12 protein-coding genes and 1 tRNA gene are annotated in these 15,335 nt (G+C 65.3%); 3 read left to right on the top strand and 10 right to left on the bottom strand.

Annotated elements, in window-relative coordinates:
- Positions 1 to 3: 3 nt before the first annotated feature.
- The 3 genes from AC5P9I_RS09550 to radA all read right to left on the bottom strand — a co-directional run bounded on the left by AC5P9I_RS09550 (position 4) and on the right by radA (position 5,727).
- On the bottom strand, positions 4 to 2,310 hold the full coding sequence (locus tag AC5P9I_RS09550) for a tetratricopeptide repeat protein (protein ID WP_130768604.1): 2,307 nt from the start codon (positions 2,308 to 2,310) through the stop codon (positions 4 to 6).
- Between the two features lie 49 nt (positions 2,311 to 2,359).
- A complete protein-coding gene (locus tag AC5P9I_RS09545; RefSeq protein WP_049465467.1) occupies positions 2,360 to 4,216 on the bottom strand; it encodes an ATP-binding protein in 1,857 nt (618 codons plus the stop codon).
- Between the two features lie 134 nt (positions 4,217 to 4,350).
- Positions 4,351 to 5,727: a DNA repair protein RadA gene (radA, locus tag AC5P9I_RS09540; RefSeq protein WP_049465464.1), complete on the bottom strand. Its 1,377-nt coding sequence runs from the start codon at positions 5,725 to 5,727 to the stop codon at positions 4,351 to 4,353.
- 151 nt (positions 5,728 to 5,878) lie between these two features.
- Here radA and AC5P9I_RS09535 point away from each other — a divergent pair, with 151 nt between their 5' ends.
- The gene (locus tag AC5P9I_RS09535; protein WP_064237915.1) at positions 5,879 to 7,936 is read left to right on the top strand and encodes a putative bifunctional diguanylate cyclase/phosphodiesterase; all 2,058 of its coding nucleotides are present in this window, start codon (positions 5,879 to 5,881) and stop codon (positions 7,934 to 7,936) included.
- Between the two features lie 271 nt (positions 7,937 to 8,207).
- Here AC5P9I_RS09535 and cyoD read toward each other — a convergent pair whose 3' ends face one another.
- Genes cyoD through cyoA form a run of 4 tightly spaced genes read right to left on the bottom strand, consistent with a single transcriptional unit; the run spans position 8,208 to position 12,224 of the window.
- Entirely contained in the window at positions 8,208 to 8,549 is a 342-nt protein-coding gene (gene cyoD / locus AC5P9I_RS09530) for a cytochrome o ubiquinol oxidase subunit IV (protein ID WP_049465797.1), read from the bottom strand.
- A complete protein-coding gene (gene cyoC, locus AC5P9I_RS09525) occupies positions 8,549 to 9,187 on the bottom strand; it encodes a cytochrome o ubiquinol oxidase subunit III (RefSeq protein WP_049465799.1) in 639 nt (212 codons plus the stop codon). Before cyoC ends, cyoD begins: the two co-directional genes overlap by 1 nt.
- Positions 9,184 to 11,181, bottom strand: a complete 1,998-nt coding sequence (gene cyoB / locus AC5P9I_RS09520) for a cytochrome o ubiquinol oxidase subunit I (RefSeq protein ID WP_053462474.1) — start codon at positions 11,179 to 11,181, stop codon at positions 9,184 to 9,186. Before cyoB ends, cyoC begins: the two co-directional genes overlap by 4 nt.
- A 2-nt stretch (positions 11,182 to 11,183) precedes the next feature.
- Entirely contained in the window at positions 11,184 to 12,224 is a 1,041-nt protein-coding gene (cyoA, locus tag AC5P9I_RS09515) for a ubiquinol oxidase subunit II (protein WP_049465803.1), read from the bottom strand.
- Between the two features lie 354 nt (positions 12,225 to 12,578).
- Here cyoA and AC5P9I_RS09510 point away from each other — a divergent pair, with 354 nt between their 5' ends.
- Positions 12,579 to 13,214, top strand: a complete 636-nt coding sequence (locus AC5P9I_RS09510) for a GyrI-like domain-containing protein (protein ID WP_049466143.1) — start codon at positions 12,579 to 12,581, stop codon at positions 13,212 to 13,214.
- A gap of 13 nt (positions 13,215 to 13,227) precedes the next feature.
- Positions 13,228 to 13,560: a hypothetical protein gene (locus tag AC5P9I_RS09505; RefSeq protein ID WP_049466140.1), complete on the top strand. Its 333-nt coding sequence runs from the start codon at positions 13,228 to 13,230 to the stop codon at positions 13,558 to 13,560.
- A 95-nt stretch (positions 13,561 to 13,655) separates the two neighbouring features.
- Here AC5P9I_RS09505 and AC5P9I_RS09500 read toward each other — a convergent pair.
- The 3 genes from AC5P9I_RS09500 to AC5P9I_RS09490 all read right to left on the bottom strand — a co-directional run bounded on the left by AC5P9I_RS09500 (position 13,656) and on the right by AC5P9I_RS09490 (position 15,334).
- Positions 13,656 to 13,731: transfer RNA gene (locus AC5P9I_RS09500), tRNA-Thr, on the bottom strand.
- A 145-nt stretch (positions 13,732 to 13,876) separates the two neighbouring features.
- Positions 13,877 to 14,335: a hypothetical protein gene (locus AC5P9I_RS09495; protein WP_130768607.1), complete on the bottom strand. Its 459-nt coding sequence runs from the start codon at positions 14,333 to 14,335 to the stop codon at positions 13,877 to 13,879.
- Between the two features lie 27 nt (positions 14,336 to 14,362).
- The gene (locus AC5P9I_RS09490) at positions 14,363 to 15,334 is read right to left on the bottom strand and encodes an RHS repeat-associated core domain-containing protein (RefSeq protein ID WP_231353023.1); all 972 of its coding nucleotides are present in this window, start codon (positions 15,332 to 15,334) and stop codon (positions 14,363 to 14,365) included.
- Between the last annotated feature and the right edge of the window lies 1 nt (position 15,335).

The following is a 15,335-nucleotide window of genomic DNA, read 5'->3' as shown; positions in this document are numbered from 1 at the left end:
GGCTTACAGGCCGTAACGCTCGATCACGTCCAGATGCGGCTGGCGATCCTGGTCACAGGCTTCAGCCAGGCGCAGCCAGCAATGCGGATGCGGCCACGTCGCGGTGTGCTGCTGCAGGAAGCGGTGCAGCGCCAGCGGCGCATGGTCCTGCGGCTGGGCGACGGTGAACAGCAGGCCGGGCAACGTGCCCTCTTCCACATCGGGGTCGGTGACGGTGTAGTCCGGGCGGCTGTGCGACCACACCTTCCAACCCTGTGCTTCGGTCGCCTCGACGAAGGCATTCCAGGCCTCTTCGCCCGGGTGCGCGCCATCGATCATCCAGCTGCGGGCGAAGCCGCCGCGCTCCAGCACATGCACCTGCGCATAGGTCGGGATGAACTGCTCGCGCGCTTCCTCCTCCTCGGGTGCCGGATGCACCAGCGCGGCATCGAACACCACCCAGTCGCCCACCTGCTGGGCGCGATTGGACGGCGCATTCTCGACGATGCGCGCGGTCACCGGTCCGCTGCGGCGGGCGTAGTACTCCATCGGTTCGTCGTTCTCTTCGCTGCGGATGATCACCCAGCCCCACGGTTCCTCGACCACGCCCTCGTGGCTGGACAGCTCCATGCCAAGCGCCGCAGCCGAGCGGCGCACCGCATCCCAGTCGCGTGCCGCGCTTGCCGCACTCATGTGGTCCCAGTGCGCGGCATTGGGCTCGTCCAGCAGCTCGACCAGCTGTGCATAGCACGCCTGCGCTTCGCTGAAGCGACCGGTTTCCATGTACATGCGCGCCAGCGTGCCGCGCGCGCCGTGCGAGCCCGGAGACAGTTCCAGCAGCGATCGGGCCGCCTGCTCCAGCGCCGGCCAGTCGGACACGCGGCGTGCGCGCTGCACCTCGCACCAGTGCGCGAACACCGGCACGCTGCTGCGGTAGACCTCGGCCAGCTGGCGCAGGCCGTCGTCGTCCCCCTGCTCGGCCAGCCAGCGCATCAGCGTGTAGGCCGCGGGGCCATCGTTCTGCGCATGGCTGCGTACGAACCGCCACAGCAGCGCTCGCGCCTCGGCCTGCGCGCCGCAGGCGTTCAGCGCCGAGGCCGCCATCTCGGCCAGCGCCTCGTCATCGGGCAGCTCGGCATGCGCCTGCAGCAACCACTGCGCCTCGCGCTCGGGGTCGCGCGCCTGGTTCTGTTCGCCCTGCGCGTCCAGCCATGCCAGCAGCTCGCCGGCCGGCACCGGCAGCGGCGCGACGTCCGGCAATGCCTCGATGCGCGCGGCCAGGCCGGCCACCAGGGCCGCGGCACCACGGTCCTGGCGCAGCTGCGCCAGATGGGTGCGGGCCAGTTCCAGCTGGCGCAGCGCGACCCAGCGCGCACCGCGCTGCAGCGCCAGCTCCAGGCTCAACGCTGCCACTTCGATCAGCAGGCGATGCGATCCGACGCGCGCGAAGTGTTCGATGATCGTATTGAAGCGCGTACCCAGATCCCAGGTATTGCGTGCCGGGTCACGCTGGCACAGCGCGGCGGCGGTGTTCGCCCACAACCGCCAGTAGTTCGGGGTCAGCTCGCTCCACGGCACCAGCTGCTGCAGCGCCTCTTCGTCGCGGCCCAGCTGGGCCAGCGCCCAGGCCTTGGACAGGCGACGCGGCACCGTGCAGTTGGCCGGCTCGTACTCCCCGGAGGCTGCCACTTCGGCCTCGCGCTTCTCGATCAGCGCCAGTGCCTCGTCGGCGCGGCCAACAGCGAGCAGGATCTTGATCTGCATCTCCGGGAAGCTGTCGAACACTTCCTTGCCACAGGCTTCCACGGCATCGGCCTGCACCTGCAGGTAATCCAGCGCCTCCTGGCCACGGCCATCATCGAGCAGTGCATCGGCCTTCTCGCAGCTCAGGCACTGGAAACAGGCCCAGCTCGGATCGATGCGGCCCAGCGTTTCGTCGCACACCTCGATGCGCTCAGGCACCCAGCCCGGGCCATCGATGTTGCCGTAGCAGGCCGCCAGGTCCTGGGTCACGCAGATCGACTGCGGGCACTCCAGCGTGTCCTCGCGATGTGCCCGTTCAAACAGCGCTACGGCTTCGCCGAGTGCGCTCTCGCCTTCCACGCGGTTGCCGACGCGGTTGCGCAGGGCCCAGTGGCCGACATAGACGTCGACCCACGGGTTGTCCAGCGCCTTGCCCAGCGCACGCGCCTCGGGCAGCAGCGCATCGACGCGGTCGATCTGCAGTTCACTGACCTCGTCGGCGAGACGGTTCAGCAGGTGCGCGTTCTGCGCCTGGCCGGCCTGGCGCAGGTCACCCTGCAGTTTTTCGACCCAGTTCCAGATGTCCATGGGGATGAATGCTCCTGTCTAGCGAAGGCTGGATGAGAAGGTACGGTGCTCAGCGCAGCATCTGCTGCAGGGCACCGGCGATATCGGTAAAGGCGCCATTGAGGTCAGGGCCTGCGGTGGTCGCCGCGCGCGCCAGTGGGCGCCCCTGCGCGGCGACGATGATCTTCAGCGAGCGCAGCAGGCGTGCGGCGGCGTCGGCCTGGGGATGGCCCTCGCGCTGGGCACGCAACAGCGCCTGCACGGCCGGGTTGTCGAGATTGAGGTACAACCGCGACGGCGCGCGTGATTCGATGCGCGCGGTGAACTGGCGCGCCAGGCGCAGCGCGGCCATCGAGACGCGCTTATCGTTCTCGTCGTCCTCCAGGCGCTGCTTCAGTTCGGCCTCGCGGTCGGGCACCACCACCACCGGCAGTGCCTCCGGGCTGAAGCGCGCCGGCAGCAGCTGCTCGCCATCGCCCAGCTGTTCGCGCAGCCAGGCCAGCTGCGCCTCGTCGAGGCTGTCATCGCTGCGGAACAGTGCGCGGTTGCCCTGCTCGGTGCCGAGTTCAACCAGGCGCAGGCCCTTGGCCTGGGCCCAGCGCCGCAGGAACGGCACCACTGCGTAGCGGTGGCCATGCGCGACCGGCACCCCCATCGCGCGGAACAGCATCTCTTCGAAGCCACCGCCGTTGTCGAGGATGACATGCACGGCACCGCGCGCCGGCAGGGCACTGGCCGGCAGGTCGCCCTGCGAGGTCGGCACGCGCACATGCTCCATCAGCAGTTCGAACAGGCGGTCATCGCACAGCGCTGCGCCCAGCAGCGCCTCGTTGTGGCGGGCCAGGACCCGCCGCCAGGCTTCCGGTTGCTGCCGCGCGACGTCGGCCAGGCCGTCGACCAGCGCCTCCAGCAAGGCATGCTGCACGGCACGGTAGTGGTCATCGCGCTGCAGGTCTTCGCGGCTGGCAGTCGGCGTCAGCCGCGAGGATTCGATCACCCCGCCGATGAAGCCGGCCCACGGCGGCAGCAGGTCGCGGGCATCGTCATCCAGCAGCATGCCGCGCACGAACACCGACAGGTTGCGGTTGTCACTGGTGCCATAGGTCGCGCCGTCCTGCACCCACAGCAGGCCGGTGGCATCGCTGCTGCCGTCGGCACGCAGCGGCACGGTGACGATCGGCTCGAAATCGTGCTCGAAGCGCGCAGCGAACTGCAGTGCCTGGCGGCGTGCCTGCACCGGGTGCACGGCCACGTCGCCCTGCCCCCGCCACGGCGGCGGCTCGGGGTTGAGCGCTTCGGTCGCAGCACCGATGAAGATCGGTTCGGACAGCAGCGCGCAGTAGCGGCCCAGCACCTCGTGCAGGCGCGCCTCGTTGGCCAGCGGCAGGAAATCCGGATGCAGTTCCAGTTCCACTTCGGTGCCGACCGCGCGTGCCGGCACTTCGCTGACGGTGTACTGCTCGGCATTGCTGGACACGTACAGGTGCCCCAGATCCGGCGTCTGGTACGAGGTGGTACGCACGCTGACCCGGCGCGCCAGCACGAAGGCCGACAGGAAACCCAGGCCGAACATGCCGATCAGGCCTTCGTCATCCGCGCCGCCCTGGCGCAGGCCACGGGTATAGCCGACGCCGACGGTGGCCAGGTAATCGTGGATCTCCTGGCGGGTCAGGCCGGCACCGGTATCGATGATGCGCAGCACGCCGGCACCGGCATCGACCTGCACCGAGATGCGCGACGGCACTTCGATGCCAGGCTGTTCGATGCGGCGGCGGATGATCGAGTCGTGCGCGTTCTGCACCAGTTCGCGCAGCGCCACCACCGGGGTGGAATACAGGTGCTTGCCCAGCACCGTCATCAGTCCATTGAGATCGACCCCGGCACGACGGATCTCGGCGTTGGGGGCGGTGAGCGCGGTGTCCTGCATGTAATCGTTTACTCCTGGGCACGGAAAGGCGCCAGAGGGCGCCTTCGTCGAGCGGGAAAAACTAGCACAGCCAGCCTGACCGTTGCCGTATATGACGTTTGTAGAGGCAGGCCCCGCAGGCAGGCCCGCGTGCATCACGCCGCGTCGATGGCCTCGGACAGGCGCTCCACCGCGATCACTTCCATCCCCTTCACCGAACCGCCCTTGGGCGCATTGGCCTTGGGCACGATGGCGCGCTTGAAGCCATGGGTGGCGGCCTCGCGCAGCCGGTCTTCACCATTGGGCACCGGGCGGATCTCGCCGGACAGCCCCACCTCGCCGAACGCAATCGTCTTTTCCGCCAGCGGCCGGTCCTGCAGCGAGGACAGCACGGCCAGCAGCACCGGCAGGTCGGCGGCGGTCTCCTGCACGCGGATGCCACCGACCACGTTGACGAACACGTCCTGGTCGCCGACCAGCACGCCGCCGTGGCGATGCAGTACCGCCAGCAGCATGGCCAGGCGGTTCTGCTCCAGGCCGACCGCGACACGGCGCGGATTCGACAGCGGCGACGCATCGACCAGCGCCTGCACCTCCACCAGCAGTGGCCGGGTGCCCTCGCGGGTGACCATCACGCAGCTGCCCGGCTGATGGGTGCTGCCGCCGGACAGGAAGATCGCCGATGGGTTGGAGACCTCCTTCAGGCCCTTGTCGCCCATCGCGAACACGCCCAGTTCGTTGACTGCACCGAAGCGGTTCTTGAACGCGCGCAACAGGCGGAAGCGGCTGCCGCTCTCGCCCTCGAAATACAGCACTGCATCGACCATGTGCTCGAGCACGCGCGGGCCGGCGATGCCGCCTTCCTTGGTCACATGGCCGACCAGGAACACGGCCGTGCCGGTTTCCTTGGCAAACCGGACCAGCCGCGCCGCGCTCTCGCGCACCTGGCTGACCGAACCGGGCGCGGCGGTCAGGCTCTCGGTCCACAGGGTCTGCACGGAGTCGGCCACGATCAGTCGCGGGCCGGCCCGGGAGGCATGCTGCAGGATCGATTCGACCCCGGTCTCGGCCAGCGCGTTGACCCCATCCAGCGGCAGCTCCAGCCGATGCGCACGGCCGGCCACCTGGGCCAGCGATTCCTCGCCGGTCACGTACAGCACCGGCAGTTCGGCCGCCATCTTCGCCACCGCCTGCAGCAGCAAAGTCGACTTGCCGATGCCCGGGTCACCGCCCACCAGCACCACCGCGCCTTCGACCAGGCCGCCGCCCAGCACGCGGTCGAACTCGCCGATGCCGGTCGTGACCCGGCGATGCTCGGTCTGCTCCACGTCCTTCAGGGCGGTGATCTTCGGTGGATCGACCTTGCCGGCCCAGCCCGCCCGGCGCGACGCCGGCGCCTTGGTCGCCGCCGCACTTTCCAGCACGATTTCCGACAGCGAGTTCCAGGCATTGCACTCGGTGCACTGGCCCTGCCACTTGCTGAATTCGGCGCCGCACTCATTGCAGACGTAGGCGGTACGGGCTTTTGCCATCGGGGTGATTTCCTGCAACGGGAACGGGCGTGGCAGGATAGCCGAGCCGGGTCGCAGCTGCTGCGACCGCTCAAGTCCTGCCCACCCGCGCCGATAGGGGTCGCGGGCGTGCGCCTTGCGGGCGCCCCCTCCCTCCCCCACTGGATTCAACATGACTGGCAGTTACAGTCAGAGCCTGGTCACCATCTCCCTGCTGGTGGCCATTCTTGCTTCGTACACGGCGCTGGACATGGCCGGGCGCCTGGCCACGGCCGAGGGGCGCGTGGCGCGCTGGTGGCTGGCCGGCGGCGCGGCGGCCATGGGGCTGGGCATCTGGTCGATGCACTTCATCGGCATGCTGGCCTTCGACCTGCCGATCCCGGTGGGCTATGACCTCGGCATCACCCTGTACTCGCTGGCCGTCTCGATCGGCGCTTCGGCCTATGCCCTGTGGCTGGTGTCGCGCCCCAGCCTGCCGTGGCGCCGCCTGCTGGCGGGTGCCGTGCTGATGGGCCTGGGCATCGCGGCCATGCACTACCTGGGCATGGCGGCGATGCGCATGCAGCCCGGCATCGACTACCACCCGGGCTGGTTCGCTGCCTCCATCGCGGTGGCCATCGGTGCCGCCGGCGCCGCACTGTGGATCGCCTTCCGCCTGCGCGCCGAGCAGCGCAACACCCTGTTGCTGCGCGCGCTCGCTTCGCTGGTGATGGGGCTGGCCATCGTCGGCATGCATTACACCGGCATGGCGGCGGCGCGCTTCCCCGAAGGCAGCGTCTGTGGCGCGGTCGGCAGCGGTGGCATCGATACACGCTGGCTGGCCGTGCTGGTGATCGTCACCACGGTGGCAACGCTGGGCATCGCCCTGGTCGCCTCGCTGTTCGACCGGCAGATGCGCGTGCGCACCGGGCTGCTGGCCGATTCGCTCGCGCACGCCAACGACAAGCTGATCCAGGCCGCGCTGCACGATCCCTTGACCCAGCTGCCCAACCGCATGCTGCTGCAGGACCGCATCGAGCAGGCCATCGAGAAGGCGCGGCGGCGCAACCATGCAGTGGCGGTGATGTTCTGCGACCTGGACGGCTTCAAGGCGGTCAACGATGCCTACGGCCACCAGCTCGGCGACCGCCTGCTGGTGGCGGTGGCACAGCGCATCGGGGGACAGCTGCGGCCGCAGGATACCTTCGCCCGCCTCGGCGGCGACGAGTTCGTGATCGTGCTGGCCATCGATACTCCCGACGATGCGGTGGTGGTGGCCGAGCGCATCATCGCCGCCGCCGGCGAACCGTTCACGCTGGATGCGGCTGAACTGCAGGTCAGTGCCAGCCTGGGCATCGCCCTGTATCCGGATGACGCCAGCAACGAACGCGAGCTGATGGCCCACGCCGATGCGGCGATGTACCACACCAAGGAAACCGGGCGGAACGGCTACACCTTCTTCACCCCGTCGATGCAGCTCAGCGCCAACCGCCAGCTGCGCCTGCTGCAGGACCTGCGCAAAGCCATCGCACGCGACGAACTGATCCTGCATTACCAGCCCAAGTTCCCTGCCGCCGGCGCACCGGCCACCGGCGCCGAGGCGCTGCTGCGCTGGCAGCATCCGGAGCTGGGCCTGCTGGCACCGGATGTGTTCATTCCCATTGCCGAGCGCAGCGGCCTGATCCTGCCGATCGGTGACTGGGTGCTGGACCGCGCCTGCGCGCAGCTGCGGGCATGGCACGAGTCGGGGCATGCGGAATGGACCATGGCAGTGAATCTCTCGCCGTTGCAGTTCGCCTCGCCGGCACTGCTGGACAGCGTGCGCGAGGTGCTGCAGCGGCACCGGATCGAACCGGCGCGGCTGACCCTGGAGATCACCGAGACCACGGCGATGAAGGACGTTGATGCCAGCCTGGCGATCCTCAACGACCTGACCGCGATGGGCGTGCATATCGCCATCGACGACTTCGGCACCGGCTATTCCAGCCTGCTGTACCTCAAGCGCATGCCCGCCACCGAACTGAAGATCGACCGCGCCTTTGTGCACGACCTGGAATGCAACGCCGAAGATGCCGCCATCGTCTCGTCGATCATCGCGCTCGGTCGCACCCTGCAGCTGCAGGTGGTGGCCGAGGGCGTGGAGACGCAGGCGCAGCGCGAGTACCTGAGCGAGCTGGGTTGCGACCAGCTGCAGGGCTACCACCTGGGCCGGCCGATGGACGCCGACGAGTTCCTGCGCCGGGTGGGGTGAGACCCCATGCACGTGTGCTGTGGATCTTCTGGTAGCGCCGGCCGCTGGCCGGCGTCCTGCAATTGCCGGCCAGCGGCCGGCACTACCCCCGTGTGCCGGCACTGCCGGGTCGAATCCCTTGCCGCGGGCAAGGGCTCTGACCCCATGCACGTGTGGTGTGGATCTCCTGGCCGGCATTACCCCCTGGCATGCGTTGCACGTGCTGCCCTCCACCCGCCAACAAAAAGGCCGCCCGAGGGCGGCCTTTCTGCGTGGCAACGTCGCCAGGACGTCAGTGCATCATGTGCACGTTCATGTTGTGCATGACCCACAGGGTGCCGACCACGATGATGCCGATCACCACGATGGTGAAGGCCGCAGCGTTGACGTTCCAGCGGCTTTCCGACGAGCGGTCCAGGTGCAGGAAGAACACCAGGTGGACCAGCATCTGCAGCACCGCGGTAACCGCGATCACCACACCGTTGACGGTGCGGGAGAAGTCGCCCGACATCACCATCCAGAACGGGATGACGGTCAGCACCACCGCCAGCACGAAGCCGATCAGGTACGACTTCACGCTGCCGTGGCTTTCGCCGCCGGTGCCGTGGTCGTGTGCGTGGTTGTCATGTGCCATTACAGCGCTCCATTGAGGTAGACGACGGAGAACACGCCGATCCAGATCAGGTCCAGGAAGTGCCAGAACAGGCTCAGGCACGCCATGCGGGTCTTGTTGGTCGGGGTCAGGCCGTACTTCTTCAGCTGCACGAACATCACCAGCAGCCACAGCAGGCCGGCGCTGACGTGCAGGCCGTGGGTACCGACCAGGGCGAAGAACGCCGACAGGAAGGCACTTCGGTCCGGACCGTAGCCCTGATGGATCAGGTGCTGGAACTCATAGACTTCCATGCACATGAAGCCGAAGCCCAGCAGCCAGGTAACCGCCAGCCACAGGAACATCTGGCCGACCTGCTTGCGGTGCATGGCGATCATGCCCAGGCCGAAGGTCAGCGACGAGGTCAGCAGCAGCGCGGTTTCCCACGCCACGAACGGCAGCTCGAACAGGTCCTTCGCGCCGGGGCCACCGTCGGTACCGCCGGACAGCACCACGTAGGTGGCGAACAGCGAGGCGAAGATGAGGCAGTCGCTCATCAGGTACACCCAGAAACCGAAGACGGTGTTGCCGCCGGTGTCGTGGTGCTCGTGGTCGTCATGGCCATGGGCCGCCGCTTGCGCGGCGTGCCCGTGGCTCAGGGTCGAGGTATTGGTGCTCATGCCTTCAGCTCCGACTTCACCAGGCCCTGGGCTTCCAGGTGCTTGCGGTGTGCGTTCTCGATGCGTTCCACCTCGGCGGCCGGGACCCAGTAGTCCACGTCCTGGTCGAAGGTGCGGTAGATGAACGTGGCGATCATGCCGACGAAGCCGACGATGGCCAGCCACCAGATGTGCCAGATCATCGCGAAGCCGAACACCAGGCTGAAGGCACCGATGACAACGCCCGTGCCGGTGTTGCGCGGCATGTGGATGTCGGTGTACTTGGCCGGCTTCGGCCAGGCTTCACCACGCTGCTTGCGCTCCCAGAAATCGTCCAGCTCGGTGACGTCCGGCAGGGTCGCGAAGTTGTAGAAGGCCGGCGGCGAAGAGGTTTCCCACTCCAGCGTACGGGCATCCCACGGGTCGCCGGTCAGGTCGACGGTCTTCTTGCGGTCGCGGATCGACACGGCCACCTGGATGATCTGGCACAGGATGCCGGCGCCGACGATGAACGCACCGCAGGCGGCAACCAGCAGCAGCGGCTCGTAGGCCGGGTTGACGGTGCTCTGCAGGCGACGGGTCATGCCCATGAAGCCCAGCACGTACATCGGCATGAAGGTCACGTAGAAGCCGATGAACCAGCACCAGAACGCGCACTTGCCCCAGAACTCGTTAAGGCGGAAGCCGAACATCTTCGGCCACCAGTAGGTGATGCCGGCGAACATGCCGAACACCACGCCGCCGATGATGACGTTGTGGAAGTGGGCGATCAGGAACAGGCTGTTGTGCAGCACGAAGTCGATGGCCGGGATCGCCAGCATCACGCCGGTCATGCCGCCGATGACGAAGGTGACCATGAAGCCGATCGTCCACAGCACCGGGGTGGTGAAGTGCACGCGACCGCGGAACATGGTGAACAGCCAGTTGAAAATCTTCACGCCGGTCGGGATCGAGATGATCATCGTCGTGATGCCGAAGAAGGCATTGACGTTGGCACCCGAGCCCATGGTGAAGAAGTGGTGCAGCCACACGATGAACGACAGCACGCCGATGCAGGCGGTGGCGTAGACCATGCCCTTGTAACCGAACAGCGCCTTGCGCGAGAAGGTCGCGATGACTTCGGAGAACACACCGAACGCCGGCAGGACCAGGATGTACACCTCCGGGTGACCCCAGATCCAGATCAGGTTGATGTACAGCATGGCGTTGCCGCCGCCGTCATTGGTGAAGAAGTGCGTACCCAGGTAACGGTCCAGGGTCAGCAGCACCAGGGTGATGGTCAGCACCGGGAACGCGGCGACGATCAGCACGTTGGTCACCAGGGCAGTCCAGGTGAACACCGGCATCTGCATCAGCTTCATGCTGGGGGTACGCATCTTCAGGATGGTGATGAAGAAGTTGATACCGCTCAGCGTGGTACCCAGGCCAGCGACCTGTAGCCCCCAGATGTAGTAGTCCATGCCGACGCTTGGACTGTATTCGATGCCCGACAACGGCGGGAACGCCAGCCAGCCGGTGGCAGCGAACTCACCGATCCACAGCGACAGCATGATCAGCACCGCACCGGACACGAACAGCCAGAAGCTGAGCGAGTTGACGAACGGGAACGCGACGTCGCGCGCACCGATCTGCAGCGGCACGGCCAGGTTCATCAGGCCGGTGATCAGCGGCATCGCCACGAAGAAGATCATGATCACGCCGTGGGCGGTGAAGATCTGGTCGTAGTGGTGCGGCGGCAGGTAACCCTCCGAGCCACCGACGGCGATGGCCTGCTGGGTACGCATCATGATGGCGTCGGAGAAACCGCGCAGCAGCATGACGAAGGCGACGATGAGGTACATCACGCCGATCTTCTTGTGATCCACCGAAGTGAACCACTCCTTCCACAGATAGCCCCACAGCTTGAACTTGGTGATCAGGGCGACGACGCCCAAGCCACCAAGAATCGCGCCGACCAGGGTGGTCAGCACGATCGGATCGTGGGGGATCGACTCAAGAGAGAGTTTTCCCAACATGTTCATTCTCCCGAACCCGCGTGGCCGGCATGGCCTGCGTGTTCGTGTTCGTTGGCATCCAGGTTTTCACCCGATTCCTTGGAATCATGCGCGTCACTGGGGGCATGGCCCTCGTGCGCTTCATGGGTGGCGGCATCGGCAGCGGCGGCACCGGCATGCGAGTGCTTCATGCCGTAATGCTTGTTGTCGCCCATGTGCTTGGCGATGACCCAGTCGAACAGGCCTTCTTCGGTCTTGCCGAAGTAGGTGACCGGATACCACTCGGCGTTGCGTGCTTCACCCAGCGCCTTGAACGAGGCCTTGTCCAGGGTCTGCTCGCCGGCGCGGACCTGGTCCAGCCACTGGCGGTACTCGGCATCAGTGACCGAGTAGGCGGTGAAGTGCATCTTGGCGAAGCCCGCGCCGCTGTAGTGCGAGGACATGCCCGGGAATTCACCGGTCTCGTTGGCGATCAGGTGGAGCTTGGTCTCCATCGCAGCCATCGAGTAGATCATGCTGCCCAGGTGCGGGATGAAGAACGCATTCATCACCGAATCGGACGTGATCTTGAAGTTCAGCGGCGTGTTGACCGGGAACTTGATTTCGTTGACGACCGCCACCTTCTCTTCCGGATAGATGAACAGCCACTTCCAGTCCAGCGAGATCGCCTCGATGATGACCGGCTTGACGTCCGAATCCAGCGGACGGTACGGGTCCAGTGCGTGCGACGAGCGCCAGGTCAGGACCGCCAGGACCAGCACGATCATGCACGGGATCGACCACACCACCACCTCGATCGCCGTCGAGTGGGACCACTTCGGCTCGTAGCGGGCCTTGGTGTTGGAGGCGCGATACTTCCACGCGAACGTCAGGGTCATGATGATGACCGGGATGACGACCAGCAGCATGAGCACGGTGGCCGTGATCAGCAGGGTCTTCTCATCCTGGCCGATCTGGCCCTTCGGACTGAGGATGGCCACGGCATCGCAGCCGGTGAGCATCACCAGCAACGAAAGCAGCAGGCCCGGGCGCAACCAGCGCCCAAGGGTTTTCAACGGAATCATCGGTCGATCCAATTGCGAGGGAATGCCGTTCCCCGTCCCTGCCTGTTCCGGCCAAAGCCGGTCCCACCGGTCCGGAAGACAGGCAGGGAGGTGGGGTCGAGTCAGCCTTTCAATTTTAGGCCGTCACCCACCATTTAAGAAAGGCATTGACATTGATCGAGCGCAGGAAAGGCCCGATTCTGGCTGCGACACGTTGTCGCACCGCGCAGGTGTGACGGGCGCATGACCCAGGGCGGCATCCCGGCCCCGGGCGTTCGCGGGGCCGTTCGCCCTCGTTCGGCAAAGTCACCTGAACCGGTTCAGCGTACGGCCGGGTGACCGGCATGGGATGCTCGGCACAGGAGGAAGCCCCCGATGGACAAGATCGACTTCAGGAAGCGCGACCGGGCGCTCTATCAACCGCCCGCCGGCAGGTTCGTACCGGTCGATGTACCCCCCCTGCCCTACGTGATGGTCGATGGTCGCGGCGACCCGAACACTGCTCCCGCCTACGCACAGGCCGTGCAGTGGCTGTATTCGGTGAGCTACGCACTGAAGTTCGCGCTGAAGGCCGAAGGGCGCGACTACGTGGTGCCACCGCTGGAGGCGCTGTGGAGCGCCGAGGACCCGGCCAGCTTCGTCGCGCGGCGCAAGGATGAGTGGGCCTGGACCGTGATGATCCGCACGCCTGAGGATATCCGGCCTGCGCAGTGGCAAGCGGCGATCAGCAAGGCGCGCGCGAAGCTGGGAGATGCCCCGCCTAGCCTCCGCCATGAACGCCTTGCCGAAGGCCCCAGCCTGCAGACGTTGCACGTGGGCGCCTACGACGACGAAGGACCCGTCCTGGCGCACCTGCATGACGAAGTAATGCCCGCACTGGGTTCCACCTTTGCCGGCCCCCATCATGAGATCTACCTGAGCGACCCGCGCAGGACCGAGGCGGCACGATTGAAAACCGTGCTGCGGCAACCGGTGCGGCCGATTGAGCCTGATGAGGGCTCGCACACGTGATACATGGAATGCCATGCGCCTGATTGACCAGCTGCTGCGCTGGACCCCCCTGCCCGCCGTGCGCTGCCTGATGGCCGCACTGGGTGCTGCGCTGGTGATCATGCTGGCCTGCAACCCAGTGCTGTCGCCGTTGCTGCCGGTGGTGGACGCGCTCGGGCTGGACGTGCTGGTGCTGTTGCTGGGTGCGCAGGTAGTGGCGGCACTGCCAGGGGTGCGTGAGTGGGCCGCGCGCGGGACCACTGTGCTTGCACGCCTGCTGATCGGCGCATTGGCGGGAGCTGCAGGTGGTTATCTCCGGCAGCTGGCGTGGTGGCTGGTACGGGGTGCGGGGATGACGAGACGTTGATGAAGGCTTGCAGCCTTCAGTGAGGTGACCATCCAATGATCACCGGCGGGCGCAGACAAAAAGCCCCAACCAAAGGCCGGGGCTTTTCATGCAACTGGTGCCGGAAACAGGAGTCGAACCTGCGACCTACGCATTACGAATGCGCCGCTCTACCAACTGAGCTATTCCGGCCTAGCTGGGCATCATAGCAGCAGCTTTTCGCTGTGGTCAATTACCCCCACGGGAGGACAATTGCCTACTGGCCCCTCAGAACGTCCGCAGTCATTGAGTCACACTCTCAACCCACGCCACCTTCCCAGCCTGCCAGGGGGTGAACCTACGGCCCCGGTGGCAATTCGCACGTTGATGTCCCCTCTATGGCTTTGATCGCCTTTCCAATCTCTTCGCGAGGGCTTACTGCTGGTGCAAGAACCAGCGGTCCCAAGTTGGACTCAATGGGTTCTGTCTTTTTAATTGCATCATGGAGAAGAGGCAGCGCCACTCGAGAATGGCATCCAAGCACTGCCAATGTCTTCGATGCGTAAAACCGCCCCACATCGCCATCAACATCTAGAAGTGAAGCGATCTCGCGCACTGTCGAGCTGTTGACTTCATTAACTTCCTCCTTCCTGAGACCCGAAAGATATTCGAACAAGGCACTCATGCCCAGAGCCCTTCCATCGGCGGTAGGTTGCGCTTTTATCTCATGAACTGATGAAGTGACACTTCGGTTAACGTCCTGACCACCTCCTACAGATGCAACACTGAGGACAAAAAAAAGTGCAAACACTTCCATACATCCCTCCAATACCCGAATAACTCATCAAGGCCATTCCACTTGAAATCTAACATCTACCGAAGGCGTCGCCGAGGAAGTACTCAATTTCGGATCAACTGATGTTGAAGGAAGTACTCCTGCGAACCCTACTCCACCAGGGACAAAGGAAGAAGGCAAACTCAAACCCTCATAGAACCTAGCACTTCCAGACCAGGTCACCTTTCCCCTATACCATTCACTCGGAAGCCTGTTGACCTTGAATGTATCCTGTCCATAGGGTGTAGGAACCGAACTCCCTGGAGACACCGTCCAAGCTTCCCAGTAGCGAGTGGATGGAAGACCCACGATGCGATGCCCTGCCCTGTCAAACGCCTCAACAGTAACTGAAATATCTTGGACTATCGCACCACCTCTTGGCGAAACCTGAGAAAGGCTCCAATTCCGCACCAGTTCACTTGTCCCATTGGCACCTGCGGAACGGTTGATCATCTCGTCTGCAACGAGACGCTGCCCACCGATAGAAGTGCTCCTCACTCCCGCTGTTGACCTGCTCACTCCGGAGGAACCGCCAAGCGCCCCCTGCTCCAACTGGCAGCCTGTGTCTTTGCCACACGCTCGTCGGCCATCGGGATCAAAGTAGCGGTAGGGATTCGAATTGGCGTACCTGTAGCGTCCGAATGCGCCCACCGGATCGCGCATAGCCGATACAGGATCCACACTTAGAAACACACCCAAGTGTGAATCCATGTACCGTTGCTGCATGTAGCTCAAGCCTGTCGAAGCATCGGTGACATGCCCGGTATAACCAGGCCCATCAGCAACGGATCCACCAACCACAGCACCATAGGGCTCATAGGTGGTACGTCGGATAACGATGCCAGCCGAGTCAGTCTCAGCGACCGGTGACCCTAACGCATCGGTGTGGATATAGGTAATCGTCTCCGCAGCAGCCTGATTGAACAGCCCACCCAGAATCAGCGTGGCCCCTGCAACGGTCCGAATCAGCAGCGTCCTCATT

Source organism: Stenotrophomonas sp. YJH_SMC_29, from assembly GCF_059371235.1.
Note: the sequence above shows the minus strand (reverse complement) of the source record. Positions and strands in the feature narration are given on the sequence as shown.

What these genes read in the sequence shown, in the direction of transcription:
- cyoD (WP_049465797.1), bottom strand. Translation starts at nt 8,549, where the DNA reads ATGGCACATGACAACCACGCACACGACCACGGCACCGGCGGCGAAAGC.
- AC5P9I_RS09535 (WP_064237915.1), top strand. Translation starts at nt 5,879, where the DNA reads ATGACTGGCAGTTACAGTCAGAGCCTGGTCACCATCTCCCTGCTGGTG.
- AC5P9I_RS09545 (WP_049465467.1), bottom strand. Translation starts at nt 4,216, where the DNA reads ATGCAGGACACCGCGCTCACCGCCCCCAACGCCGAGATCCGTCGTGCC.
- AC5P9I_RS09490 (WP_231353023.1), bottom strand. Translation starts at nt 15,334, where the DNA reads ATGAGGACGCTGCTGATTCGGACCGTTGCAGGGGCCACGCTGATTCTG.
- AC5P9I_RS09505 (WP_049466140.1), top strand. Translation starts at nt 13,228, where the DNA reads ATGCGCCTGATTGACCAGCTGCTGCGCTGGACCCCCCTGCCCGCCGTG.
- AC5P9I_RS09495 (WP_130768607.1), bottom strand. Translation starts at nt 14,335, where the DNA reads ATGGAAGTGTTTGCACTTTTTTTTGTCCTCAGTGTTGCATCTGTAGGA.
- cyoA (WP_049465803.1), bottom strand. Translation starts at nt 12,224, where the DNA reads ATGATTCCGTTGAAAACCCTTGGGCGCTGGTTGCGCCCGGGCCTGCTG.
- AC5P9I_RS09510 (WP_049466143.1), top strand. Translation starts at nt 12,579, where the DNA reads ATGGACAAGATCGACTTCAGGAAGCGCGACCGGGCGCTCTATCAACCG.
- cyoB (WP_053462474.1), bottom strand. Translation starts at nt 11,181, where the DNA reads ATGTTGGGAAAACTCTCTCTTGAGTCGATCCCCCACGATCCGATCGTG.
- radA (WP_049465464.1), bottom strand. Translation starts at nt 5,727, where the DNA reads ATGGCAAAAGCCCGTACCGCCTACGTCTGCAATGAGTGCGGCGCCGAA.
- cyoC (WP_049465799.1), bottom strand. Translation starts at nt 9,187, where the DNA reads ATGAGCACCAATACCTCGACCCTGAGCCACGGGCACGCCGCGCAAGCG.
- AC5P9I_RS09550 (WP_130768604.1), bottom strand. Translation starts at nt 2,310, where the DNA reads ATGGACATCTGGAACTGGGTCGAAAAACTGCAGGGTGACCTGCGCCAG.